Annotated in this window: 23 protein-coding genes; 20 read left to right on the forward strand and 3 right to left on the reverse strand. The window is 67.8% G+C overall.

Going from position 1 to position 25,606, the window contains the following annotated elements:
• Nucleotides 1-8: 8 nt before the first annotated feature.
• Entirely contained in the window at nt 9-926 is a 918-nt protein-coding gene (locus tag BRO63_RS21805; RefSeq protein ID WP_088141807.1) for an SDR family NAD(P)-dependent oxidoreductase, read from the reverse strand.
• 346 nt (nt 927-1,272) lie between these two features.
• Between BRO63_RS21805 and BRO63_RS21810 the strand changes: the two genes are divergently transcribed.
• From BRO63_RS21810 to BRO63_RS21835, 6 genes are all read left to right on the forward strand, one after another.
• The gene (locus tag BRO63_RS21810; RefSeq protein WP_179215177.1) at nt 1,273-2,277 is read left to right on the forward strand and encodes a LysR family transcriptional regulator; all 1,005 of its coding nucleotides are present in this window, start codon (nt 1,273-1,275) and stop codon (nt 2,275-2,277) included.
• 76 nt (nt 2,278-2,353) lie between these two features.
• A complete protein-coding gene (locus tag BRO63_RS21815) occupies nt 2,354-3,337 on the forward strand; it encodes a Bug family tripartite tricarboxylate transporter substrate binding protein (protein WP_088141809.1) in 984 nt (327 codons plus the stop codon).
• A 206-nt stretch (nt 3,338-3,543) separates the two neighbouring features.
• Entirely contained in the window at nt 3,544-4,779 is a 1,236-nt protein-coding gene (locus tag BRO63_RS21820) for a CaiB/BaiF CoA transferase family protein (protein ID WP_088141810.1), read from the forward strand.
• On the forward strand, nt 4,772-5,557 hold the full coding sequence (locus tag BRO63_RS21825; protein WP_088141811.1) for a crotonase/enoyl-CoA hydratase family protein: 786 nt from the start codon (nt 4,772-4,774) through the stop codon (nt 5,555-5,557). The genes BRO63_RS21820 and BRO63_RS21825 overlap by 8 nt, the downstream gene beginning before the upstream one ends.
• 70 nt (nt 5,558-5,627) lie before the next feature.
• A complete protein-coding gene (locus BRO63_RS21830) occupies nt 5,628-6,608 on the forward strand; it encodes a Bug family tripartite tricarboxylate transporter substrate binding protein (protein ID WP_088141812.1) in 981 nt (326 codons plus the stop codon).
• Between the two features lie 63 nt (nt 6,609-6,671).
• The gene (locus BRO63_RS21835; RefSeq protein WP_088141813.1) at nt 6,672-7,643 is read left to right on the forward strand and encodes a Bug family tripartite tricarboxylate transporter substrate binding protein; all 972 of its coding nucleotides are present in this window, start codon (nt 6,672-6,674) and stop codon (nt 7,641-7,643) included.
• 16 nt (nt 7,644-7,659) lie between these two features.
• Here the strand turns inward: BRO63_RS21835 and BRO63_RS21840 are convergent, their stop codons facing one another.
• A complete protein-coding gene (locus tag BRO63_RS21840) occupies nt 7,660-8,577 on the reverse strand; it encodes a LysR family transcriptional regulator (protein WP_088141814.1) in 918 nt (305 codons plus the stop codon).
• 199 nt (nt 8,578-8,776) lie between these two features.
• Between BRO63_RS21840 and BRO63_RS21845 the strand changes: the two genes are divergently transcribed.
• The 14 genes from BRO63_RS21845 (at nt 8,777) to BRO63_RS21905 (ending at nt 24,391) form a co-directional block, all read left to right on the forward strand.
• Nucleotides 8,777-9,937 (forward strand): acyl-CoA dehydrogenase family protein, encoded by a 1,161-nt coding sequence (locus tag BRO63_RS21845; RefSeq protein ID WP_088142026.1) that lies wholly within the window; start codon nt 8,777-8,779, stop codon nt 9,935-9,937.
• Nucleotides 9,938-9,964: 27 nt separating this feature from the next.
• On the forward strand, nt 9,965-11,026 hold the full coding sequence (locus BRO63_RS21850; RefSeq protein WP_088141815.1) for an acyl-CoA dehydrogenase family protein: 1,062 nt from the start codon (nt 9,965-9,967) through the stop codon (nt 11,024-11,026).
• Between the two features lie 4 nt (nt 11,027-11,030).
• Complete coding sequence (locus BRO63_RS21855; protein ID WP_088141816.1) at nt 11,031-12,227, forward strand: thiolase family protein; 1,197 nt, start codon at nt 11,031-11,033, stop codon at nt 12,225-12,227.
• Nucleotides 12,228-12,269: 42 nt separating this feature from the next.
• Nucleotides 12,270-13,400, forward strand: a complete 1,131-nt coding sequence (locus tag BRO63_RS21860) for a CaiB/BaiF CoA transferase family protein (protein ID WP_088141817.1) — start codon at nt 12,270-12,272, stop codon at nt 13,398-13,400.
• A 176-nt stretch (nt 13,401-13,576) separates the two neighbouring features.
• Nucleotides 13,577-14,092 carry a sigma-70 family RNA polymerase sigma factor gene (locus tag BRO63_RS21865; RefSeq protein ID WP_088141818.1) on the forward strand — a complete coding sequence of 172 codons (516 nt, stop codon included), beginning with the start codon at nt 13,577-13,579 and terminating at the stop codon, nt 14,090-14,092.
• On the forward strand, nt 14,089-15,045 hold the full coding sequence (locus tag BRO63_RS21870) for a FecR domain-containing protein (protein WP_088141819.1): 957 nt from the start codon (nt 14,089-14,091) through the stop codon (nt 15,043-15,045). Before BRO63_RS21865 ends, BRO63_RS21870 begins: the two co-directional genes overlap by 4 nt.
• 86 nt (nt 15,046-15,131) lie before the next feature.
• On the forward strand, nt 15,132-17,624 hold the full coding sequence (locus BRO63_RS21875; RefSeq protein WP_088141820.1) for a TonB-dependent siderophore receptor: 2,493 nt from the start codon (nt 15,132-15,134) through the stop codon (nt 17,622-17,624).
• Nucleotides 17,621-17,893, forward strand: coding sequence for a hypothetical protein (locus tag BRO63_RS34240; RefSeq protein ID WP_179215178.1), 273 nt, complete (start codon nt 17,621-17,623; stop codon nt 17,891-17,893). Before BRO63_RS21875 ends, BRO63_RS34240 begins: the two co-directional genes overlap by 4 nt.
• Nucleotides 17,890-19,386, forward strand: a complete 1,497-nt coding sequence (locus BRO63_RS21880) for a PepSY-associated TM helix domain-containing protein (RefSeq protein WP_179215179.1) — start codon at nt 17,890-17,892, stop codon at nt 19,384-19,386. The genes BRO63_RS34240 and BRO63_RS21880 overlap by 4 nt, the downstream gene beginning before the upstream one ends.
• Nucleotides 19,387-19,467: 81 nt before the next feature.
• A complete protein-coding gene (locus BRO63_RS21885) occupies nt 19,468-20,382 on the forward strand; it encodes a LysR family transcriptional regulator (RefSeq protein WP_179215180.1) in 915 nt (304 codons plus the stop codon).
• Between the two features lie 153 nt (nt 20,383-20,535).
• Nucleotides 20,536-20,751, forward strand: a complete 216-nt coding sequence (locus BRO63_RS21890; RefSeq protein WP_088141823.1) for a hypothetical protein — start codon at nt 20,536-20,538, stop codon at nt 20,749-20,751.
• 13 nt (nt 20,752-20,764) lie between these two features.
• Nucleotides 20,765-21,163 (forward strand): RidA family protein, encoded by a 399-nt coding sequence (locus BRO63_RS21895; protein ID WP_088141824.1) that lies wholly within the window; start codon nt 20,765-20,767, stop codon nt 21,161-21,163.
• Between the two features lie 12 nt (nt 21,164-21,175).
• Nucleotides 21,176-23,464, forward strand: a complete 2,289-nt coding sequence (locus BRO63_RS21900; protein ID WP_088141825.1) for an FdhF/YdeP family oxidoreductase — start codon at nt 21,176-21,178, stop codon at nt 23,462-23,464.
• A gap of 6 nt (nt 23,465-23,470) precedes the next feature.
• The gene (locus BRO63_RS21905; RefSeq protein ID WP_088141826.1) at nt 23,471-24,391 is read left to right on the forward strand and encodes a bestrophin family protein; all 921 of its coding nucleotides are present in this window, start codon (nt 23,471-23,473) and stop codon (nt 24,389-24,391) included.
• 23 nt (nt 24,392-24,414) lie between these two features.
• Here BRO63_RS21905 and BRO63_RS21910 read toward each other — a convergent pair whose 3' ends face one another.
• On the reverse strand, nt 24,415-25,506 hold the full coding sequence (locus BRO63_RS21910) for a hypothetical protein (protein ID WP_088141827.1): 1,092 nt from the start codon (nt 25,504-25,506) through the stop codon (nt 24,415-24,417).
• Nucleotides 25,507-25,606: the final 100 nt, after the last annotated feature.

Consider the following 25,606-nt stretch of genomic DNA (forward strand, 5'->3'; position numbering starts at 1 on the left):
GGCGGGCCTCATACCGGAGTCCAGGCGAAAGCCTCGCGCGCGCTTTCCAGCGGCACCAGGCTGGGCTGCATCGCGGGGATCGCATGCTCGGCGATGGCTTCGACGGTCCAGCCTTCCGAGCGATGCACGCTGCGCACCGGCCGCGGCTGGCTGAACAGCATGATCTCGTTCTTGCGCACGCCGAAGATCTGCCCGCTGACGCCGGCGGCCAGATCGGACAGCAGGTACACGACCATGGGGGCGATCTTGTCGGCGGTCATCTGCTTGAAGCGTTCCAGCCGGCGCTTCTGCTCCTCGGTTTCGTCGGGCAGGGTGCCGATGAGGCGGCTCCAGGCCCAAGGCGACACGCAGTTCGAGCGCACGTTGCAGCGTTCCATTTCCAATGCGATGGAGCGCGAGATCCCGACGATGCCCAGCTTCGCCGCGGAATAGTTGGCCTGGCCGATGTTGCCCACCAGGCCGGCGGCCGAGGTCATGTGCACGTAGGCGCCGGACTGCTGTTCGCGGAACATCGCGGCGGCGGCGCGGCTGACGTTGTAGGCGCCTTGCAGATGCACGTCGATGACCTGCTGCCAGTCCACGTTGCTCATCTTGTGGAACATCCGGTCGCGCAGGATGCCGGCGTTGTTGACCACGCCGTCCAGCCGTCCGAAGTTGTCGACGGCGGCCTGCACCATGCGCGCCGCCGCGTCCGGGTCGGACACGCTGTCGCCATTGGCGACGGCGCGCCCGCCTGCCTGGCGAATTTCCGCGACCACGTCGGATGCCGGATCCAGCGTGCCCGCGCCTTCGCCGTTCGGACTGCCACCCAGATCGTTGACCACCACGGCCGCGCCCTCGCGCGCCGCCAGCAGGGCGATTTCGCGGCCCACGCCGCGGCCGGCGCCGGTGACCAGCACGACTTTCCCTTCAAGCACTCCAGCCATTTCATCTCCTTGGCAGGTTGATCCGCACACCCGGAATCGGGATGGGCCAACTGTAGGCATGGCAGGCGAGCGGGGTAAGCACGCGCAGCGGATGGCAGGTATGCAGGATCGGCAACGCTCAGGCCGATTCGCCGTGATTCGGTCCGTGCTGCGTGGCAGCAAGAACGCTCCAGGAGCTGCTGCGGGTTGATCCCGATCCGGCATGGATGAAGCAGCCGGTCGGCGCGCGCTTGCCGCAACGCAGCACCTTTGACGCGACGCCGCGCCAGGCCGCGTGGGCGCGATACGCCCTGATATGATCAAAAAAAACCAATGCAGGCTGTCCCATCCTGGCAGGAGACAGAAAGTGAAACTGGTGGCCCGCGCAGCCGATGAGCTGAAGATCGAGAACGTGTCCGCTTTCGTCGCGACTGCGGAGTCAGGCAGTTTTTCGCAGGCGGCGGTGCTGCGGGGTTGCTCGCAGTCCATGCTGAGCCGGCGGGTATTGGAACTGGAGGAACAGCTGGGCGGCCGCCTGTTCAACCGCACTGGCCGCGGCGTGCTGCTGACCGAGTTGGGCGTGGCGCTGCTGCCCGTGGCGCAGGGCCTGCTGGATGGCGCCACCGGCTTCCTGGAGCTGGCGTCCTCCACCAATGAGCAGCCGTCCGGCACGGTGGAGATCGCCTTGCCGCGCTGGGCCGCCGAAGGCCCGGTGTCGATGCTGGTGAACCGCATAACGTCCCAGTTCCCCAGGATCCATCTGGTCATACACGAAAGCTATAGCCGCGATGTCATGGACAGGCTGGCGGCGGGCAAGCTCGATATCGGCGTCTTCAACAGCTGCCAGCCCGAGCCGCCCGCCCAGGCGCAGCGCCTGTTCTCGTCCGACCTGGTGCTGCTGGGCCGGCGCGATTCGCCGCTGTTGCGCGACCCCACCGTGCCGCTGGCCGCATTGAACGGCTTGTCCATCGTGATGCCGCCTTCGCCCAATCCCGTGGAGGCCGTGGTGCGTGAACGCACCCGCGACATGCAGCTGGAGTTGCGCGCGGAGCTGGAGATCAACTCCGGCGCGATGATCCGCGAGGTGGTGCGCCGCTGCGGCCGCCATGCCATCACCCAGGTGCATCGCATCGAGGACTATCTGGACGAGGGCGACCTGGCGATTTCCCGCATCGTCGAACCGGCGCTCACCTTGCACACGTTCTGCGCCACCGGCGCCAAGCACCGCATCAACCGCGCCAGCCTTGCGGTCGAACGTTGCCTGGTCGCGGTGCTGGGAGAGCACTTCGTCCGGTTGCAGCAGGCCGCGCAGATGCGCGAGGCGCGCTGGGCCAAGGCTTGGCAGACCGCTGTTCAGACCGCGCATAGCTGATCGTCGGTTCCCGCATGGCACGCCGGAGTTCTTGTCGCTATCGTGACAGGCCACAAGAACCCGAGGAGACGAAACCATGTCCGTTGCCAGAACCGCGTGGCGCGCTGCCGTGCTCGCCTGCACCGCACTGCTTGCTTCGATGCCGGCCGCAGGAGCCGGAGCCGATGCCTATCCTTCACGTCCCATACGTTTCATCGTGCCCATCGGACCCGGTAGCAGCGGCGATACGATGACGCGCACCTTCGCCGAGCACCTGCGCAAAGTGGCGGGCCAGTCGACGCTGGTGGAGAACCGGCCCGGCGCCGAACTCTCGCTAGGCACTCAAGTGGCGCTGAGCGCGCCGGCCGACGGCTACACCGTGGTGTTGATCAGTCCCAGCGCGACGGTGATCAACCCCTTGTTCGTCAAGGACTTGCCGTATCGCCCCGAGGACCTGCTGCCGATGCTCAACGTGACCCGCCACGTGGCCGTGTTGGTCGCGTCCGTGAGTTCGCCCTACAAGAACCTGGGCGACGTCGTCGCGGCGGCCCGCCGCGACAAGGGCGGCGTCAGCCTGGCCACCTACGGCAACAGCTATCGCCTGGGCGCGCTCGACCTGGCCAAGCGCGCGGGCGTGGATTTCAACCATGTCCCGTACAAGGGCGCCGCGCAAGCGGTGGCGGACGTGGTGGGGGGCTCGGTGGACCTGGCGTTGATAGACATCGCCGGCGCCGCGCCCCTGGTCGCCTCGGGGAAAATCCGGGCGCTGGCCGTGGCGGGAGACCAGCGTCATCCGCTGCTGCCCGAGGTGGCGACGGTACAGGAATCCGGCTATCCCGGTTACTCCCTGTACATTTTCATAGGCTTCGCCATACATGCCAAGACGCCTCCGGCGGTAGCCGGCAAGCTTGAAGACATGATGCGGCAGGTCATGGACGATCCGGCGCTGCGGGCGCAACTGGCCCAGCAGAGCGGCGGCGAGGTGGTGGGGATAGGGAGCAAGGAGTTCTCCCGGCAAATCCAGGCCGAAAAGCTGCGGTACGGGGAATTGGCGCGCACGGTCGGCGGCGCGCTGCCCTGAACTAGGGCCGGCTCAGCCGCGATCCCCCGCCAATATTCTGGATGTATCGGCTGACCCAAATATAGTATTTCCGGCGCTTGCAGTTCTTACCTAGGATGTCCGGCAAGGCATTCTGGAATGGGAGCTGTCATGGTCGAAGGTGGTGTTTGCAGGGTATCCGGGCCGCGCGGGATGCGCGTGCGGGCAGGGCGTCCGGAGGGCAGGGAATGAGCGGCCCATTGGAAGGCGTGCGCATCCTAGATGTGACCACGGTGCTGATGGGTCCCTACGCCACGCAGATACTGGGAGACCTGGGCGCCGACGTGATCAAGGTCGAACCTCCGGCGGGCGACAACGTGCGCGGCATCGGGCCGGCACGCCATCCCGGCATGGGCGGGATCTTCCTGCACGCCAACCGCAGCAAGCGCAGCGTCGTGCTGGACTTGAAGCGGCCCGCTGGCCGCGAAGCGCTGCTGAAGCTGGCGGCGACCTGCGACGTCCTGATCTACAACGTGCGGCCCCAGGCCATGGCGCGGCTGGGGCTGTCTTACCAGGAGCTGGCGCAGGCCAATCCGGCGATCCTGTATGTGGGCGTCTACGGCTACGACCAGCGGGGGCCCTATGCGGCGCGCGCCGCCTACGACGACCTGATCCAGGGCGCGGTGGGCATCCCGGCGCTGTCGGTCCAGGCTGGCGGCGAAACGCCGCGATACGCGCCCAGCGCCATCGCCGACCGCATCGTGGGCATCAGCGCGGCCAACGCGGTCAGCGCCGGCCTGTACCACCGGGCCCGGACAGGACAGGGCCAGGCCATCGACGTGCCCATGTTCGAGACCATGGCGCAATTGATTCTGGGCGATCACATGGCAGGCCAGTCCTTCGAGCCGCCCCTGGGCCCTCCCGGCTATCCCCGCATCCTGAACGCCGACCGGCGCCCCTATGCCACGCTGGACGGGCACATCTGCGTGCTGATCTACGCGGACAAGCAATGGGCGGCATTCTTCGAGCTGATCGGCCAGCCGGGACGCGATTCCACCGACCCCCGGTTCCGTGACATAGGCACCCGCACCCAGCACATCCATGCGATCTATCGCCTGGTGTCGGACGAGATCGCCAAGCGCACGACCGCGCAATGGCTCGAGGCCTTCGAGGCGGCGGATATTCCGGCCATGCCCATGCACACGGTGGAGTCGCTGCTGCGCGATCCGCAACTGGAAGCTGTCGGGTTCTTCAACACGGTCGAGCATCCCAGCGAGGGCAAGCTGCGCACGATGGCCGTGCCGTCGCGCTGGTCCGGCACGCCGCCCGACCCTTCGCGGCATGCGCCGCGGCTGGGCGAACACAGCGTCGAAGTGCTGAAGGAGGCCGGCTACCCGGATGAAGCCATCGCCGCGCTGCTAAGGGATGGCGTGACCTTGACGGCGGCCAACGATGCCGCAATGACCGGAGCTGCCCATGACTGATTTCCTGAGACGCGAGCGCCATGGCGCCGTGCTGCTCCTTGCCATGGACCGCGCGGCTACGCGCAACGCACTGTCCGATCCCGACGCGATCGACGCGCTCGTGGACGTCTGCGCCGAGGTCAACGCGGACATGTCGGTGCGCGCCGTGGTGCTGACCGGCGCGCACGGCGTGTTCTCTTCCGGCGGCAATCTCAAGACCTTGTCCGCGGCGGTCGGCGCCGGCCTGGGCGAGCCGGTGCGCAGCCGGCGGGCCTACCGCGACGGCATCCAGCGCGTGCCGCTGGCCCTCTGCAATCTGGAAGTGCCGACGATTGCGGCGGTCAATGGCCCGGCCATCGGCGCGGGCTGCGACCTGGCTTGCATGTGCGACATGCGCCTGGCCGCCGAGGAGGCCCGCTTCGCCGAGAGTTTCGTCAAGCTGGGCCTGACGCCGGGAGACGGCGGCGCCTGGTTGCTGCCGCGGGTGGTCGGCATGTCGCGCGCGTGCGAGCTGGCGTTTACCGGCCGCAGCGTCGACGCCGCCCAGGCGTTGGACATGGGGCTGGTTTCGCAGGTGCTCAGCCAGGAGGCGCTGCTGCCGGCCGCCATGGCCTTGGCACAGGAGATCGCCCAGCATTCCGGCCATGCGCTGCGTCTGACCAAGCGCTTGCTGCGCGAAGGCCAGCACACTCGGCTGGACACCCTGTTGGAATTATCGGCCGGCTTCCAGGCGTTGGCGCACCACACGCGGGAGCACGCCAACGCGCTGGATGCATACCTGGACAAGACGCGCGGCTGAGGCTTGCGCCCTGGCCACGGCAGCCTCGCCGACGCGCAACAGACAACGAGGCGACACAAGGAGGAGATCCATGCAGACAAGGAGAAGAACGCTGGTGGCCGCTTTAGGCGCGCTGGCAGGCCTGCCGCTGGCGCGCGCCGTCGCCAATCCCGCGGCGTGGCCGGCGCAGCCCTTGCGGCTGATCCTGCCTTACGCGGCGGGCGGCCCGACCGATGTGCTGGCCCGGGCCGTGGCGCAGCATGTGGCGCGGCAACTGGACCAGCCCGTGATCGTCGAGAACAAGACCGGCGCCAGCGGCAACATTGCTGGCGAAACCGTGGCGCGTGCGCGGCCCGACGGATACACCCTGCTATACCACTCGTCGGGCCTGGCGATCAGCCCCGCGCTGTACCGGCAGCTGCCCTATGACCCATTGCGCGATTTCGCGCCGGTAGGGCTGACGGCGTCGATCCCTTTGGTGCTGATGACGACCAATGCCTTGCCGCCCAGGGATACCGGGGAATTCATCGCCTACCTCAAGGCGCGTCCCGATGCGCTCAGCTATGGCACCGGCGGGGTTGGCAACATCACGCATTTGAGCGTGGCGCTGTTCCTGCATGCTACCGGCACGCGCGCCGTGGGCATCCCGTACAAGGGCACCAATCCGGCCATGGTGGCGATGCTGGGCGGCCAGGTGCAGTTCATGGTGGATGCGATCAGTTCGGCGCTGCCTTATATCCGTGACGGCAGGGTCAAGGCGCTGGCCGTGACCGGCGCCGAACGGTCGCCCGCGTTGCCGCAGGTGCCGACGCTGCGCGAAGCCGGCTTGCAAGACCTTACGATGAGCACCTGGCAAGGCGTGCTGGCGCCGGCCGCCACGCCGCAGCCGGTGATCCGGCGCCTGAACCAGGCGGTGGCCGCGGCGGTGCGCGATCCGGCCATCGCCGGACCGTTCACGGCGCAGGGGGTAGACCTGCGCAGTTCCTCGCCCGCCGAGTTCCAGGCTTATCTGGGGCAGGAGGTCCGGCGCTGGGGCGACGCGGTCAGGATGGCAGGCATACAGCCTGAGTGAATATGGCAAACGCCATGGCCCCGAGGCCATGGCCATGAATGGAACAGCCTTGCGGAGACAAGCATGAATATCAGGACCCTGGCCATGACGGCGATGCTGGGCGCGGCGCTGGCGCTGGGCGGCAACGCCCGTGCCGCGGAAAAATACCCCTCGCATCCGGTGAAGATCATCGTCTCGCTGCCGCCCGGCAGCGGCGCCGACACCACGGCGCGATTCCTGTCCAAACATCTGGCCGAGCAGTTCGGCCAGCCGTTCATCGTCGAGAACCGGCCGGGCGCCAACAGCTTCATCGCCGCCCAGGCGGTGGCGACCGCCGCGCCGGATGGCTACACGATGTTCGTGGCCAGCAATTCGCCCATGACGACCAACGCCGCCGTCTTCAAGCACTTGCCGTATGACGCGATCAAGGATTTTTCGCCGGTCGCGCCCATCGCGCGTTTTCCCATGGTGCTGGTGGTGCCGGCCAACTCGCCATACCGCAACGTGGCGGATCTGGTGTCGGCCGCCAGGGAAGCGCCCGGCAAGCTGAACTTCGCGAGCGGAACCGCGACCTATCAGGTGGTGCTGGAGCTGTTCCATGAGCAGAACGGGCTCAAGGCCACGCACGTGCCGTACAAGGGCACGTCGGCCGCCCTGGCGGATCTGGCGGGCGGCGTGGTGCAGTACAGCCTGGCCGATGTCAGCGCGGCGCTGCCGCTGATACGCGGCGGCAAGCTGAGGCCGCTGGCCGTCACCAGCGCGAAGCGCATCAAGGACCTGCCGGACGTGCCCACGATGCAGGAGAGCGGCACCAAGGGCTACGAGGCCTATGCCTGGACGGCCGCGTTCTTTCCCGCGAAGGTCGATCCCGCCATCGTGGCGCGCGTGTCGGATGCAGTGCAGGCGCTGGTGCGCAGCGACGAGGGCCGCGCGTTCATGGCCAATCTGGGCGGCGAGTCGTTTGTCGGCGGCCCCGAGACGCTGGCGGCGTTCCAGAGGGACGAACTCGAGTCCATGCGGCGCATCGCCAAGCTGGCCAACATCCAGCAGGAATAGGCGCGTCCAGGCCCTGTCATGCAGGCGCGGCCGCGGCGGGCTCCGGCCGCATCAGGCGGCAGGCCATCTCGACGAAATTGGCGGTGGTCGGCGTGGCGTTGTCCGGATGCACCGCCAGGGCGATGCCCACCTTGATGGTTTCGGCCAGCTGCGAGACATTCACCAGGCGCACATTGCTGCCCGCCTGCCGGCGGGCCACCGCTGGCACGATGGCCACGCCCAGCCCGCTTTCGACCAGGCTCAATATGGTCTGCACCTGGATCGCTTCTTGCGCGATGCGCGGCACCACGCCCGCCTGCTGGAAGGCATACATGACCAGCGCATGCATGCCCGGAACATGCGTGCGCGAATAGCCGATGAACGGTTCATCCGCCAGTTCGCTCAACGCGACATCCTCGCGCAGCGCATGGCGGCTGCCGGCCGGCACTGCCAGCATCAGGTGATCGGGCTGCAACAAGGTGATGCGAGCGGCCGTAGGCTCCAGCACCGGGAATCTCACCAGCGCCACGTCCAGCGTGTGCGCGTCCAGGCGGCGCAGCAGATCGACGGTGGTGGACTCTTCGATGATCAGGTCAACGCGCGGGTAGTCCTTGCGGAACTCCGATAGCAGACGCGGCATCAGCGAGTAGGTGGACGAGCCGACAAATCCCACCTTCAGGACGCCTTGTTCGCCGCTCGCGCCTTCTCTCGCCGCACGGCGGATTTCCTCGGCATAGAACAGCGTGGTGCGCGCATACCGCAGCACGACCTGGCCCGCGGGCGTGGGCTGCAGGCCGGCCGGCAGCCTATCGAAAAGCTGCACGCCGAGCTCTTGTTCCAGCTTCTTGATCGCGGTCGACAGCGGCGGCTGCGCCATGTGCAGCCGTTCGGCGGCGCGATGGAAGTTGAGCGTTTCGGACAGGACCAACAGCTGCTTGAGCTGGCGTAGCTCCACGGGTGTCTCCCTTGATGCGCCGGGCTCGCGATATTTGTGATGTATTACCCGGTCCACATCTAATATTAGACCGCGATGTGCCCCCCGTGTAGATTGCCATGAAGCCCGCGCGCACCGCTGCGGGCTGGGCTTGCACGGCACTTCCGCAAATTGGAATGCGCGCGGCGGCGCCGTGGCGCCGCGCGTTCCGGGGATTACATTGGGCGCTATCAACGAGGCACTGCGGCTTGCCGCGATTCCCGCGCAGGACGAGGCCTTGCGTCCTTCCGTGCGCGCCTTTCTGCGCGAGGCGCTGAAGGACATGCCGGCGGACCGCCGCGCGCGTTCCTGGATGGGCTATGACGCGGAGTTCAGCCGCGCGCTGGCGCGGCAGGGATGGCTGGGCCTGACCTTGCCCGCCGCCTATGGCGGCGCGCAACGCAGCAATTTCGCCCGGTTCGTGTTGAGCGAGGAACTGCTTGCGGCGGGCGCGCCGGTGTCGGCGCATTGGATCGCCGATCGCCAGACCGCGCCATTGATCCTGCGTTACGGTTCGCAAGCGCAGCGCGACTTCTACCTGCCGCGCATCATCCGCGGCGAAGCCTTCTTCGCCATCGGCATGAGCGAGCCCGATACCGGCTCCGATCTCGCCAGCGTGCGCACGCGCGCCACCCCCGATGCCGGCGGCTGGCGGCTCAACGGCCGCAAGATCTGGACCACCAACGCTCACCGCTCGCATTACATGTGCGCGCTGGTACGCACCTCGGGCGTGCCGGAAGACCGGCACAAAGGGCTGTCGCAGATGATCTTCGACCTGTCCTTGCCTGGCATTGAAATCCGTCCGATCCGCGATGTCGCGGGAGACGCGCATTTCTGCGAAGTCCTGTTCGACAACGTGCGCCTGCCGCATGACGCACTGATAGGCGAAGAGGGCAGCGGCTGGCAGCAGGTCACGGCTGAACTGGCGCTGGAACGCAGCGGTCCGGAGCGGATCTATTCCAGCATGGTGCTGATGGACGGCTGGCTCGCGCATCTGCGCCGGGCGTCCTCGCCGGACCAGGCGCAGATCCGCCTGGCGGGGCGCCTGGCCGGACGGCTGGCGGTGCTGCGGGCCATGTCGCTGGCGGTGACGCAGCGCCTGAACGAAGGGGCCGACGCCAGTCTTGCGGCCGTGCTGGTGAAGGACCTGGGCACGGAGTTCGAACAGGCCGTGCCCGAATGGATAGGCCAGGCCTTGCGTGCGGATGCCGGCGCGGCGCCTGACGAGATGCTCGCCCGCACGCTGGCTTACTTGACGCTCATCAACCCGACCTTTTCGCTGCGCGGCGGCACCCGCCATATCCTGCGCGGCATCATCGCACGCGAGCTTGGCCTGCGCTAAGGCCTATCGACCCCTGAAGGAGGGCCCATGCCGGCATCCATGCAGCAAGACCTGTACGACGAATTTGCGCGCGCCCTGGCGGGCTTGTGCCCGCTGGAGCGGGTCCGCGAGATCGAGGCGGCCGGCGACGGCGGCCAGGTAAACAGTTTGGCCGCGCGCACATGGCAAGGCATCGATGCGCTCGGCTATGTGGACGCGTTGACGCCCGCGGAACGGGGCGGCGCTGGATTGTCGCTGGAGGACGCCGAGGGTTTGCTGCGGGCGGCGGGCGCCCTGGCGCTGCCTTACCCGCTGGCCGACACCATGCTCGCGCGCGCCTTGTTGCGCACCAGCGGCCAGACCGTGCCCGAGGGGCCCATCGCCCTGGCCCGGGCGCTGCCCGGGCCGCGCGGCCTGCGGTGCGTCCAGACGCCTGGAGCCGGACTGGCGCGCACCCTGCTGGTGCAGCGTGATGGCTGCCTGTTGCTGGTGGCGGCGCCCGCCGCATCGGATCCTGGCTTGTTCCGGCCGCGCGCGAGCGCCGCACCCGCATGGACGGACTCGCCGGCGGTCCTTGGCCGCATCGCGTTGCCGGACGACGCCGTGCAGGCCTGGCGCAACGCCGCCGACGCCGCCGGAATCGCCGGCGCGATGCAGGCGGTGCTCGACCGCTGCGTCGCCTTTGTCGGCGAGCGCCAGCAGTTCGGCAAGGCGCTGGGGCGTTTCCAGGCGATCCAGCAGGAGATCAGCGTGCTCGCGGAGCAGGTGGCATCCACTGCCATGGCGGCGCGGCTGGCATGCGCCAGCGGCGCCTTGTTTCCCGACGCCACGCTAGCGGCCTGCGCGCGGCTGCGTGCATGCGAAGCCATTCCGCTGGTGTGCGCCCTGGCGCATGCGATACACGGGGCGATCGGGATCACCGAAGAGCTGGCCCTGGGCATGTACACCACGCGGCTGCATGAATGGCGCGCCACCGGCGCCAGCGAAGACGAATGCGCCAGCCTGATAGGCAGGCAACTGCTGGCCGGCGACAGCCCGACCTTGCTGGATTTCGTGCGCGGCGTCATGGCGGCCGCGCATTCTTCGAACCCCCATGCAATCGAGGTATAGACTCATGTCCACCCGTTCAGATCCCGTCGTCATCGTCGGCGCGCAGCGCACGCCCATCGGCGCTTTCCAGGGAGCCTTGTCGCACTACACCGCGCCCGAGCTCGGCGCTCATGCGCTGGCCGCCGCAATGCGTCAGGCGGGCCTGGCGTCCGACGCGGCCCAGGAGGCCTTGATGGGCTGCTGCCTGTTTGCTGGACTGGGGCAGGCGCCCGCGCGCCAGGCCGTGCTGGGCGCGGGGCTGCCAACCACGGTGCAGGCGACCACGCTGAGCAAGATGTGCGGCTCGGGCATGAAGGCCGTGACCCTGGCGCACGACATCTTGACTGCCGGATCGGCGGACCTGGTGCTGGCCGGCGGGATGGAATCGATGAGCAATGCGCCGCATCTGATCCCCCGGGCGCGGCAGGGATACCGGCTGGGCGACGGGCAGTTGCTGGACCACATGTACCGCGATGGCCTGCAGGACGCCTACGAAGGCCATCTGATGGGGCACTACGCCGATCTGGCCGCGCGCGAGCACGGCTTCAGCCGCGCCCAACAGGATGTCTATGCGGAGCAAAGCGTATTGCGGGCGCAGGGCAGCATCGCCTCAGGGGCTTTCGCGGCGGAGATCGCGCCCATCGCGGCGTATGCCCGTCGCGGCATGGCGCCAGGCGCGCTGGTTGCCGACGACGAGACGCCGGGCCTGTGCGATGCGACGCGGCTGGCCAGTCTGAAACCGGCGTTCTCCACTGACGGCACGGTCACGGCCGGCAACGCGTCCTCGATTTCGGATGGCGCGGCCGCGCTGGCACTGACGCGGCATAGCCACGCGGCAACGCTGGGACTGAAGCCGCGCGCGCGCATCGTCGGGCATGCCGCCGCGGCCCTGGCGCCGGGGCAGTTCCCGGTCGCGCCGGTGCACGCCATCGCGCGCCTGCTCGACCGGGTGGGCTGGAGCCGCGACTCGGTGGACCTGTACGAGATCAACGAAGCTTTCGCGGTGGTCGCCCTGATCGCGCTGCGCGACCTGGGCCTGCCCGCCGAGCGGGTCAACGTCGAAGGGGGCGCCTGCGCGCTGGGGCATCCGGTGGGCGCCACCGGCGCGCGCATCATCGTTACGCTGCTGCACTCGCTCGAGCGGCGCGGCCTGCGCCGCGGGGTGGCCAGCCTGTGCCTGGGCGGGGGCGAAGCCACGGCCATCGCCATCGAATTGCTCTGATCCGGCGGTGCGCGCGCCGCCATCACATGGGGAGACCAACACATGGGACCTTTGGCTGGAATCAGGATCATCGAACTGGCCGGCATCGGTCCGGGACCGATGGCGGCCATGCTGCTGGCCGACATGGGCGCGACCGTCCTGCGGATCGAACGCAAGGAGCCTGCCGACCTGGGAGTCAAGCGCGAACTGAAGTACAACCTGCTGCTGCGCAGCCGGCGCTCCATCGCGCTGGACCTGAAGGATCCGCGCGCCGTCGCCCTGGTGCTGCGGCTGCTGCGCAAGGCCGACGGGTTGATCGAAGGATTCCGTCCCGGCGTGACCGAGCGGCTGGGCCTGGGACCGCAAGCCTGCCTGGCGGAAAATCCCCGGCTGGTCTACGGCCGCATCACCGGCTGGGGCCAGGACGGCCCGCTGGCGCAAGTGGCCGGACATGACATCAATTACATTGCCGTCACCGGCGTGCTCGACGCCATCGGCCGCGCGGGCCAGCCGCCCACGCCGCCGCTCGCGCTGGTGGGCGATTTCGGCGGCGGCGGCCCTTATCTCGCACTGGGCATGCTGGCCGCCATCATCGAAGCGCGCCAGTCCGGGCAGGGCCAGGTGGTGGATGCCGCCGTGATGGACGGCGTGGCCTCGATGGCAACGGCGTTCTACGGCCTGGCCGCGTCGGGCGCATGGCAGTCCCAACGGGGCAGCAACATCCTCGATTCGGGCGCGCCGTTCTATGACGTGTACCCGTGCGCCGACGGCCTATGGCTTTCGGTCGGCCCGATAGAACGCCGCTTCCACGAGCTGCTGCTGCGGCAGTTGGGCCTGGACGACAATGCCATCCGCGAACTGGGGGATCACCAAGACAGGAGCACCTGGCCCCGCTTGCGGACGGTGCTGGCCGCGGCCTTCGCCCAGCGCAGTCGCGACGACTGGTGCGAAAGGCTGGCGCACCTGGACGTATGCGTGGCGCCCGTACAGACGCTGAGGGACGCCGCCATGCATCCGCAGGTCAAGGCGCGCGGCACGCTGCTGGAGGTGGACGGCATCACGCAGCCCGCGCCGGCGCCGCGCTTCAGCAGGACGCCCAGCGCCAGGCCGACGGCGCCGCGGCCGCCGGATGCCGAGGCTTTGAAAGATTGGCTGGATCCCGAGGACTTCGAGGCATACGGCAAAGCGCTTTGAACGCGGCCGCCGCTGGCCGTGAGCCGGCGCAGCCTCCCAATCCAATCGGGTTTCGTTCGATCGGCCGCGCCGGCCGGGGTGCGCGCGATCGGAAACCGTGCATTGCCGGTGGGCGGATTTGTGGCGATAATTGCGATTAATTCCCATTATCGAAACAATCGGACCGCGTCTTCGCCATGTCTCCCCCCGACCCGACTTCCGCCGTTGCCGTGCAGCGCATCTACGACGCGCATCACGGCTGGCTGTTCGGCTGGCTGCGCCGGCGGCTGGGCAACAGCGCCGACGCCGCCGACCTGGCCCAGGACACGTTTGTCGGCTTGCTGAGCAGCTATCGCCGGCGCGCCATGCCGGACTTGCAGGAGCCGCGCGCCTACCTGACCACCATCGCCAAGCGCTTGATGGTGGACCTGTACCGGCGCCATGCGCTGGAGCAGGCCTACCTCGACGCCCTCGCGGCCATGCCGGCGCGGCATGCGCCGTCGGAAGAGCAGCGCCTGATGGTGCTGCAGACGCTGCGCGAGGTGGACGCCTTGCTGGCATCGCTGCCGGACAAAGCCCGGATCGCGTTTCTCCTGTCGCAGCTCGACGGCCTGACGTACGAGCAGATCGGCGCCGAGATGGGGGTGAGCGTGCGCACGGTCAAGCGCTACATGGCCGAGGCCTTCAAGCATTGCATCCTGGCGGCGCCATGACGGCCGCGACGGACTCCATCGACCCGAAGATCGCGGGCGAAGCCGCGGACTGGCTGGTGCGGTTGCATTCGGGGCGCTTCTCCGAAGCGGACAAACTGGCCTGCGAGCGTTGGCGCCAGCGCAGCCCCGAGCACGATCGCGCCTGGACCCGGGCCCAGGCGGTCCTGGCCAAGTTCGGCGGCTTGCCGCCGGGTCTGGGGCGGGCCGCCATGAACGCGGGCGCAACGCGGCGCGCGGGCCTGCGGGTGCTGGCGGGCCTGATCGTGGGGTTGCCGGCGGGCTGGCTGGCATGGCGCACGGCGCCCTGGCAGAGCTGGACGGCGGACTACGCCACCGGCAGCGGCGAACGCCGGCAGTTCCAGCTGCCGGACGGCAGCGTGCTGGCGCTCAATACGGCTTCGGCCGTGGACCTGGACTATTCGGCGGAACAACGTCTGGTGCTGTTGCGCGAGGGCGAAATCCTGCTGCGTTCGTCCCATGGGGCGCCGCCGGACCCTCGGCCGCTGCGGGTGCGCACCGCCGAAGGCAGCGTGCAGGCCCTGGGTACATACTTCGGCGTGCGGCAGCTGGATGCGCGCAGCCGGGTTGCTGTGATCGAAGGGCAGGTGCGGTTGCAGCCGCGCGCGGCGGCGGCAGGCGTCGTGCTGGCGGCAGGCCAATGCGCCGAGTTCTCGGACCGTGAGGTCCTGGCGCCTCGCGCCTATGTCCATCCGCCGCAAGCCTGGCTGGATGGCGTGCTTTACGCGGACGGCATGAGGCTGGCCGACTTCCTGCGGGAGCTTGGGCGTTATCGCCCGGGCCTGTTGCGCTGCGATCCGGCGGTGGCCGATCTGCGCATCTCGGGCGGGTTCCAGGTGGACGACACCGACGCGGTACTGCTGGCGGTGTCGCGCAGCCTGCCGGTGCGGGTGGTTTCGCGCAGCCGCTACTGGGTCAGCGTGGTGCCGGCCTGACCCGGATTCGCGGATTCTTGTCCCCTTTTTCCGCTTCGTCCGACAAGTCCATATAGCACCTTCGCTAGCACTTCGTCGGGATCAGCATGTTTTCAAGCAAGAACAACGCGGCCGGGCCAGTTTGCCGCACGAATCGCCGCGCCGCCGCTGGCGCGCTCTGCGCGGCATTGGGGGCTGCGGCGCCGGCCATCCACGCGCAGCCGGCCGTGACTGCGTCCGGCACGGCCGCCCAGGCACGGTTCGACATTCCGGCGGGGCCGCTGGGACCGGCGCTGTCGGCCTTCGCCGGGCTGGCGCGGATCAACCTATCGTTCGATCCAGCGCTGGCCGAAGGCTGGCGCACGGCCGGGCTGCAAGGCGCCTGGACGGTCGAGGCGGGGCTGGCCAAATTGCTGGCGGGCACGCCGTTGGCGGCGCGGCGCGATGGCGCCAACGTCTACACGCTGAGGCGTATTCCCAATGAGCCGGCGGCGGTGCTGCCGGCAGTGCGGGTTGAGGGGGCAAACGAATCGGCCTACGGGCCGGTGGCTGGCCTCGTGGCGCAGCGCAGCGCCAGCGGCACCAAGACCGACACGCCCATCCTGGAGATCCCGCAGACGGTGAACGTGGTCACGCGCGACGAGATAGCGATGCGCGGCGCGCGCAGCATCGTCGAGGCGCTGGCCTACACGCCGGGCGCCTATTCGCCGGGCGGCAGCGCCGATCTGCGCTACGACAACATCTACCTGCGCGGCGGCCACGCCGCCCGCAACAACCTGGACGGCGCCCGCCTGCCTTTTGGCGCCTACAGCTTTGGCATGCTGCAGATCGAGCCCTACGGGCTGGAGCGGGTGGAGGTGCTGAAGGGGCCGTCCTCGGTGCTGTACGGCCAGAACACGCCCGGCGGCCTCATCAACATGGTGAGCAAGCTGCCCACGCCGACGCCCCAGCGCGAGGTCGAGCTGCAGACCGGCAGCTACGGCCGGATCCAGGCTGCCGCCGACTTGAGCGGCCCGATGGACCAGGACGGGCAGTGGAGCTACCGCCTGGTCGCATTGCAGCGCGACGCGGCCCAGTCCGCCCATTACTCGGAAGAGGACCGGACCTTTGTCGCTCCGGCCTTGACGTGGCGGCCGTCGGCGGCCACCTCGCTGACCTTGCTGGGCTTCTATCAAAAGGACCATCAGGTGCCGATGTACGGCAACCTGCCGGCCGCGGGCACGCTTTACTCCAATCCCAACGGCCGTATTCCCCGCGACCGCTACACCGGCGAACCCGGCTGGGATACCTATGAGCGGGAGCAATACTCGGCGGGCTATCTGTTTTCGCACCAGTTCAACGACACCTGGACCGTAAGGCAGCAATTGCGCTACAGCCACATGCGGGGCGAGGCGCGCACCACCGTGGGCTACATGCTCAATCCGGTGGACATGCGCACCTGGTCGCGTTCGATGTCGCAGGGCAAGGGAACCGGGGCGACGCTGAACGTGGATACCCAGGCCATCGCGCGTTTCAACACTGGCCAGGTCGGGCACGAGTTTCTGGCGGGTTTCGACTATCTGGACATGCGCGACACCTACCAGTTCGCCAACGTCATCGCCGGCGTGCCGCCGCTGGATCTCTACGATCCGGTCTATGGGCGGCCCAGGCCGGGCATCTCGGACCTGATTCCCCGCATCGACTCACGCCAGCGCACCGAACAGTCCGGCGTCTACGCGCAGGACCAGATCTCGTATGGCAACTGGCTGCTGACGCTGGGCGGCCGCTACGACATGGCGCGCAGCACGACCCGCAATCTGCTGACGTCCGGCAAGGTCTCGCAGGACGATTCGGCCTTCACCGGCAGGGCGGGCCTGACCTACATGCTGGATAACGGCCTGGCGCCTTACGTGGCCTACTCGACCTCCTTCGCGCCCACGGGCGGCACCGACTACGAGAGCAACCCGTTCCAGCCGACCAAGGGCCGGCAGATCGAGGCGGGATTGAAGTACCAGCCGCCGGGCAGCGACAGCATGGTGACGCTGTCCGCCTATCAATTGACGCAAACCAATGTGCTGACCAGCGATACCACGCCCGGCCGTCCGCCGGGCTTCCAGCAGCAGGCGGGCGAGGTCCGCTCGCGCGGGATCGAGCTGGAAGGCAAGGCCAGCCTCGCGCGCGGCTGGGACGTGATCGCTTCGTACTCCTACGTCGATGCCGTGGTGACCAAGAGTGCCAACGTCGACATCGTCGATGGCGCGCCGCAGTCGCGGCAGGGCAAGAAGCAGTACTACGCGCCGGCGCACCAGGCCGCGGCATGGCTGGCCTACAAGGTGCAGGACGGGCCGCTGCAGGGCCTGGGCCTGGGGGCTGGCGTGCGCTACATCGGCGCGGACTGGGGCGATGCGGCCAACACCTTGCGCATTCCGGCGGTGACGCTGGTCGATGCCGCCCTGTCCTACGACCTGGGCCAGATGCAGCCCGCGATGCGGGGCATGACGCTGTCGCTGAATGCCAGCAACCTGTTCGACCGTACGTATGTGGGCACCTGCGTGACCACCACGTCGTGCACCTACGGCGCCGGGCGGCTGGTGCTGGCCACGCTGCGGTACGCCTGGTGAGGCCGCGCAGCAACTGGGGCGGCGTGGCGGCGCGCGCGGGCGCGGCCACGTTCGGCGCCTACGCGCTGGTTTGGTCCGCTGTGACGGCGGCGGCGCGCCTGCCAGTGGCGCCTGCCGACGCCATCCTCTATCCGGCCTTGGCGGCCATCCCCGCGCATGTGGGCCTCACGATATGGGCTTTCGCGGCCCGCAGCGCGGGCCGGGTGTGGCTGGGCATCGCCGCAGGCTGTATCGGCTGCTGGGCCATAACGTGGGGAACGGCGGCATGAACGCCTATCCAGAAGGAAGCCTGCGCCAGCGCATGGCCTGGCTGCATGCCTGGGTCGGCCTGCTGTTCGGCTGGCTGGCGTTCGCGGTGTTCCTGACCGGCGCGCTCAGTGTCTATGCGCCTGAAATCAGCCTCTGGATGAAGCCGGAGAACGCCGCGGCCGGCCGGGCGGACCAGACCCCAACCCTGGACCGCGCGCAAGATTGGCTGGCGCGCAATGCCGCGACGGCGGACTCCTGGCGCGTCGAGCTGCCGGACGCGCGCCGTCCCCTGCTGACGCTGACATGGGAGGATGACAAGGGCGGCGGCGCCGTGCAGCTCGATCCGGCCAGCGGGCGCGAGATCGTGCCGCGCGACACCGAGGGCGGCGACTTCCTGGTCGAATTCCACTACAGCCTGCATGCGGGCCAGGCCGGCATCTGGGTGGTTGGCGCCTGTACCTTGGCGCTATTGGCGACGCTGGTTTCCGGCGTCATCGTGCACCGGCGCTTCTTTGCGGATTTCTTCCTCTTCAGGCCGCGCGCCTCGCCTGGCCGCGCGTGGCTCGATGCGCACAACGTCCTGTCGGTCCTGCCGCTGCCGTTCCATTGCATGATCCTGCTCACCGCCTTGAGCACGCTGTTGCTGGGGTATCTGCCCGCAGGCGTGCAAAGCCGCTATGGCGGCGACGTGGCGGCGATGGTGGCGGACGTGTTTCCGCAGCCGCCGGCCAGTTCGCCGCGGGGCGGCGCGAGCGCGATGCTGCCGCTGGCCGCCCTGGCGCAGCGCGCCGAGGCGGAACTGGGCGCGGGCAATATCGCCGCGATCACGGTCAGGCAGCCGGGCACTCAAGGCGCGCTTGCGGATGTCTGGCGCCGGTACGACGACCGTCTGCTGGCCTTTCCCGACCGCATCAGTCTGGATGCGGCGACGGGCCGGATCGTCGATGCGCAAACCGACTACCCCGGATCCCTGCAACTGATCCGGACATTGGGCGGGCTGCACTATGGCTACTATGCCGCGCCGCTGCTGCGCGCGCTGTACCTCCTGCTGGCCCTGGCAGGCGCCGCCATGATCGCGACGGGACTGGTCCTGTACACGGCGCGGCCGGCGGCGGCCGCCTCCCGCTTCGGCCGCGCCGCGCACCGGTTGAATGTGGCGATGATCTGCGGCCCGACGTGCGCCTGTGCCGCGTACTTGCTGGCCAACCGCCTGGCCTGGCCACATGCGGCGGGGTTGCATGACCGCGAGGTGACGGTTTTCTTTCTGGCGTGGATGGTTTGCGGCGGGCATGCCTTGGTGCGAGGCGAGCGCCGCCTATGGACGGAGCAATGGCGGACGGCGGCGCTGCTATGGCTGGCCGTGGCGTCCGTGGATCTGCTGGCGATGGCGTTCGACGCGAGCTTGAGGTCGGCCTGGGCACGGCCGCTGCATCTTGCGGTCTGGGCGGCAAGCGCCGCGGCCGCCTGCGTCTTCGGCTACATGGCGCATCGCGCCAGCAAGCGCCGGGAGTAAGATCGGCCGCATGCCTTGCAAGCGGACTTGGACCGCTTGCACCATAAGTCGTGAAGTCAACGATGCAATCCGGGGATGTCCATGTTTATCCGTCAGCTCTCCTATCTCCTGGCCTTGGACAAGTACCGGCATTTCGGACGCGCCGCGGAAAGCTGCCATGTCTCGCAACCGGCCTTGTCCAATGGCATCCGCGAACTGGAGCGCGAGCTCGGGATCACGATCGTCAAGCGCAACCGGACCTTCGAAGGCATCACGCCTGAAGGCGAGCGGGTGATCCAGTGGGTGCGGCAGGTCATGGCCTCGCTGGAGGGGTTGCGGCAGGAAGCCGACCTGGTGCGCAGCGTGCCGCAAGGTCACCTGGCGATAGGCGCGATTCCCACCGCCAACCACGCTGCGACGCTGCTCAGCGCGGAGTACCGCGAAATACTTCCCCAGCTGACCTTGGAAGTCACGTCCCTCAGCACCCCGGAAATCCTGCGGCGGCTGAAGGCCCAGGAAATCCAGCTGGGAATCCTCTATGAACGGTCCGTGCTCATTAGCGCAGACTATGACGCGATGCCGCTGTATTCCGAACGCCATGTGCTGGTGGCGAACGAGCAGGCCTCCCTGCCGCGCCAGCTGGACTGGTCGGAAGTGGGCGAGCTTCCGCTGTGCCTGCTCAGCCCGGACATGCAGAACCGCCAGACCTTGAACAAATGTTTCGAGGCCGTGGAAGCGAAGCCGCGCGTCGTGCTGCAAAGCAACGATATTCGCGTGCTGCTGGCGGAATGCCAGAGCGGACGGGCATTCTCGATCCTGCCCCTGAGCGCCTTGCCCGCCCAGTATGAAGGGGCTGGGCTGCTGGCGCATCCCATCACCCCGGAACACGCCGAGGACGTCTGCCTGGTCAGGTTGCGGCGCGACAACCAGCCTGCGCTGTCGAACGCGGCCTGGCAGATCGCCGGGCAAATGGACCTGGAAGGCGTCCTCAATCACTCCCTGCCTGCAAAGCCTTGATAACCATTGCTTATCAAAAGGTTCACAGGAAAAACTAGATCATTCCTTCCGGTTGCAGCATTCTGTCTTCGGAGCCTTCCAAGGGCGAAAAGCCTGCGGACAGCGCCGGCGTTTGAACGGCACCGCGGCAAGCAGGCCGCCAGGAGACGCATCATGCAGCAGACCCCGGAACAGCAGGAATTCGACTTCTACATCAATTTGGGCAAGCCCACCCTTGGGCTGTATGTCCGTAAAGGAGCGGGCTTGCCCGATCTGGCGCATCCGCAGCAATGGCAGCTCTCCGGCCATGTCTGGCAGAGTGAGCTGCCGCCTGGAATCTTCCAGCAGTTGGCGGCCAACGGACATGCCTTCCAGGAATTGGGCGCTTGAAGGAGCCACAGCCATGACCAGGACACTTGTGAACCCCGACAGCGTGCTCGACACGGCGCAATACGGTTACAGCCAGGCATGCATCGCCACCGGCAGCCGCCGCGTGGTCATCGCCGGCCAGGCCGCCACGGACGTGCATGGCCGCGTGGTCGACATTGGTCTGCAAGGCCAGACCGCGGCGGCGCTAGCCAATGTGGAGCGCGTGCTGGCCGCCGCCGGCGGCAGGATGGAGCAGCTCGTCATGTTGCGGCTGTATGCCTGCGAAACCGTCAGGGAAGACCTCGGGCAGGTCTCCGAGGAATTGCGCCGGCGCTTTCCGGCCAATCCGCCGCCGTCGTCGTGGATCGTCGTCAACAGCCTGGCGATGCCGGAATGGCTGATCCTGATCGAAGCGGAAGCAGTGCTTGAATAAAGAGGTGACACCATGAGCAAACGACGCGAAGTACCCGGCATCCGGCCCTACGATGGCCCGGCGGGAGGGTGGGGGGCGTTGAAGGCCACGGCCCAGGCCGTGCGGCAACAGATGGAGGTGGTGGAGGCTCCCGTGGTCTTGCTGCGCACCAACCAGCCCGCGGGCTTCGATTGCCCGGGCTGCGCGTGGCCGGACAAGGAACACCGCTCCACCTTCCAGTTCTGTGAGAACGGCGCCAAGGCGGTCACCTGGGAGGCGACCAGCAAGCGCGTGACGCCGGATTTTTTCGCCCAGCGCACCGTGTCTTCATTGCTGGAACTGTCGGACTACGAACTGGAGGACTTCGGCCGCCTGACGCATCCGATGGCCTACGACGCGGCCACCGACAAGTTCGTTCCGGTGTCGTGGGACGCCGCGTTCGAGCGCATCGGCGAGGTGCTGCGTAGCCTGGATACGCCCGACCAGGCCGAGTTCTATACCTCGGGGCGGGCTTCCAACGAGGCGGCCTATCTCTTCCAGCTGTTTGCGCGCGAGTTCGGCACCAACAACTTCCCGGACTGTTCGAACATGTGCCACGAAGCCACCAGCGTGGGCCTGCCGCAATCCATAGGCATAGGCAAGGGCACCGTATCGCTCGAGGACTTCGACCATGCCGAGCTGATCCTTTCCATCGGCCACAATCCCGGCACCAATCACCCGCGCATGATGGGCACGCTGCACGAGCTGGCGCGCCGCAAGGTCCCCATCATCGTCTTCAATCCATTGCGCGAACGCGCCCTGGAGCGCTTCGCCGATCCGCAGAGCATCGTGGAAATGGCGACCTTCAGCTCGACCAACATCGCCTCCACCTACTACCAGGTCAGGGCCGGCGGCGACGCGGCCGCGCTCAAGGGCATCATGAAGGCGTTGCTGGCGCTCGAAGCCCAGCGCGGCCAGGTCCTGGATCGCGAATTCATCGCGGAGCACACGCTGGGCTTTGACGCGCTTGCCGCGGACCTGGAGGCGACCTCCTGGACCGACATCGAAACCGAAAGCGGCCTGCAGCGCGCCGACCTGGAACACGTGGCCGAGGCCTACGCCAAGTCCAACGCCACCATCGTCACCTACGGCATGGGGATCACTCAGCACAACACGGGTACGGCCAACGTCAAGCTGATCGCCGACCTGCTGCTCATGCGCGGCAACTTCGGCAAGCCCGGCGCCGGCATCTGCCCGCTGCGCGGCCACTCCAATGTGCAGGGCAACCGTACGGTCGGCATCACGGAAAAGCCCGCTCCGGAATTCCTGGACAAGCTGGAGGCGGAGTTCGGCTTCACGCCGCCGCGGTGGCACGGCCACGACGCGGTGCAAGCCATGGAAGCGATGGTCGATGGCACGGCCCGGGCGCTGATCTGCCTGGGCGGCAACTTCGCCGTGGCCCTGCCCGACCCCGAACTCTGTTTTGCGGCGATGAAGGAACTGACGCTGAGCGTGCACCTGGGCACCAAGCTCAACCGCTCGCATCTGCTGGTGAGCCAGGAAACCTTCCTGTTGCCGGTGCTGGGACGCACCGAACTCGACGTCCAGGCCGACGGCCCGCAATCGGTGACCGTGGAGGACTCGATGTCCATGGTCCATGCCTCGGCCGGCAAGCTCAAGCCGGCATCCGCGGAACTGCGGTCCGAGCCGGCCATCGTCGCCGCCATGGCCCGCGCGACCTTGCCCCACAGCAAGGTGGATTGGCTGGGGCTGGTGCAAAACTACGATCGCGTCCGGGACCTGATCGAACGCACCATCCCAGGCTTCGACGACTACAACGCGCGCATTCGCGTGCCTGGCGGTTTTCGCATGCCCTTGCCGCCGACCGAGCGCAAATGGAACACGCCCACGGGCAAGGCCATGTTCTCGGTGTTTCCCGGGGTGCGCGAGCGCTACGAACCCTGGCCCGACGAGGTGCTGCGGCTGGTGACCATACGCAGCCACGACCAGTACAACACCACGATCTATGGACTGGACGATCGCTACCGCGGCGTCTTCGGCCGCCGCGACGTGCTTTTCATGCATCCGGAGGATCTGGCCGCGCAGGGCCTGGAACACGGCGATCTGGTGGACATTGAAACCGTCTCGCCGACAAGGACGCTGCGATTGGCAGGCATTACGGCGATTGAATACAACATCGCCCGGGGTTCGGTCGCGGCCTACTACCCCGAGGCCAACGTGCTGGTTCCGCTGGACTACATCGACAAGGAATGCGGCACGCCTTCGTACAAATCGATCCCGGTGCGCATCAGAAAGGCCGGGGAGGGGAGCCTGCAGGCGTAACGCGTCATGATCATCCGTCCTCCCTCGCGCTCCCCCTGGCTGCTGCTTTTCACCTTGAAGGGTTCCATCGTTTCCGTCATCTGGAAGCGCGTGGTGGCGATGATGCTGCTGGCCGCCGCCGTGGTGCTGGCGGAGCACCGCCTGCCCTTGAGCGGCGTCGGACTGGGCGCCGTTCCCTTGACGCTGGTCGGCCTGACCCTGGCCATCTTCCTGGGGTTTCGCAACAGCGTTGCCTACGAGCGGTGGTGGGAGGCGCGCAAGCTTTGGGGCGAGCTGCTCATCGTCATCCGCAACCTGACGCGGCAGACGCTGAGCTTCCCCGACGACCTGCCGGCCACCCGCCAGCGCGAACTGGCGCACGGCCTGGTGGCCTACGCCCACGCGTTGCGGCACATGCTCAGGCTGAGCGATCCCAGGGAGGACCTGGAACGATGGCTACCCGCGGATAGCGCGGCCCGCCTCATGCGGGCGGCAAATCCGCCCACCGTCCTGCTGCGCGATCTGAGCCTGGCCTACGCCCGGCTGAGGCGCGAAGGGAAGCTGGACAGCATACTCCTGGCGGATATCGATGGTCAGATCACGCGGCTTTCATACATAGGCGGCGGCTGCGAGCGGATACGCGGCACGCCCATTCCCTTCGCCTACATCCTGCTGCTGCACCGGACCGTCTACGCCTATTGCTTCCTGCTGCCGTTTTGCCTGGTCGGCAGCATAGGCTGGGTGACGCCGTTCATGGTGGGCGTGCTGTCCTACACGTTCTTCGGGCTGGACGCCCTGGGCGAGCAGATCGAGGAACCCTTCGACCGCCTGCCCAACAACCTGCCCCTGGACGCCTTGTGCCGCGGCATCGAAATCAACGTGGGCGAGCTGCTGGGCGACACGGACTTGCCGCCGCCGTTGGCGCCCGAGGATGGAGTGCTGTTGTAGGCGGTAGGTCGTCAGCGCAGTCCTCAGTTGAGCCGGCCGAGGATGTGGGTGCAGTGCGTAAACGGATCGTTGGGCGTGCGCCGGTCCTTGGTGAAATAGTCGATGATCATGCCGCCCTGCAGTTCAAAGCTGACGGTGCACTCGTAGGTGTACTGGTAGCTTTGGCCTGAGCTGCCGGAAGGGGCGCAGCGCGGAGGGGAGTTGGGTCCGTGCGTCAGCTGCATGGACTGTCCCGGCGGGCAGCCGCCGGATCCGGAAGCCTGGGTCGAACGCGCTTCCTGGCGGTAGTACTGCAGCATGCGGTTGCCGTCCCTGTCGCCGGCGCCGGTGGGCGGGCCCCAGACGCGCAGCAACTCCGCCTCGGGCTGGCCGATCCAGGCGTCCATCGTGCGCCGCACTTCGGTTCTCTCGCGCGTGCGGCGCGCGTCGGCTCGCGCCAGCGGTTCCTGTGCCTTGGCGATCTGGCGGCTCGACGCCTTGTCCTGCTCGACCGTCTTGCCGGCAAGAGCGTCGGCCTCCGCCAGCGCCTTCTTGCGGCGCGCGTCCAGATCCTTCATCTCGCGGTCCAGCTCGGCGTCCGAGCGCGGCTTGCTGACGGGCCGGGTGCCATCGGTCCACATGGTGTTCCAGGCCAGGTCGCCGATCGCCCCGGTGTCCAGCGGCCCCAGATAAAGCCAGCCGCGCGCTTGGTTGTCGGCCTTGCGCGCCGCGGTCCGCTGGGTGCTGCTCTTGGGACCCATGTCGCAGGCGAAGTCGATCAAGGCCTGGCCGACGGCGTTCTTGGGCGGATGCGCCGGCTGGTCGGGGGCGGTCGCCAGCTTGCCGCCGCGCGGCGACAGCTGGATCAGCTTTTCCTCCAGCGTCTGCCGCGCGCAATCGATGATCATGTTGGAGGACACCCAGTCCGGCGCCTTGGCGTTCTCCAGGATCGTCAGTGTTTCGAGCTTGTAGGTCTTCTCCGCCATGGGCACGGCGTCGAGGTAGGTTTCGTCGACGGTGACGAAGATGCGGCTGGGCTTTTCGCCGCCGGCATAGACCATCCAGCGTTCTCCCGCGAGGGCGGGCGAGGCAACGACCGTGGCCGCGAGGCCGGCGATGATGAGTAGTCGGTTCAAGAACGGCTCCTGTCCAGGCGGGCGCGAGAGTCCGTCATATTAATGGAAGCCGAATGCATTTTCGCGGGCTGGTAGGTAAAACGACTATTAAGAAATCCTT

Origin of the sequence: Achromobacter xylosoxidans, assembly GCF_002192695.1 — a bacterium.
Lineage (GTDB): Bacteria > Pseudomonadota > Gammaproteobacteria > Burkholderiales > Burkholderiaceae_B > Achromobacter > Achromobacter xylosoxidans_C.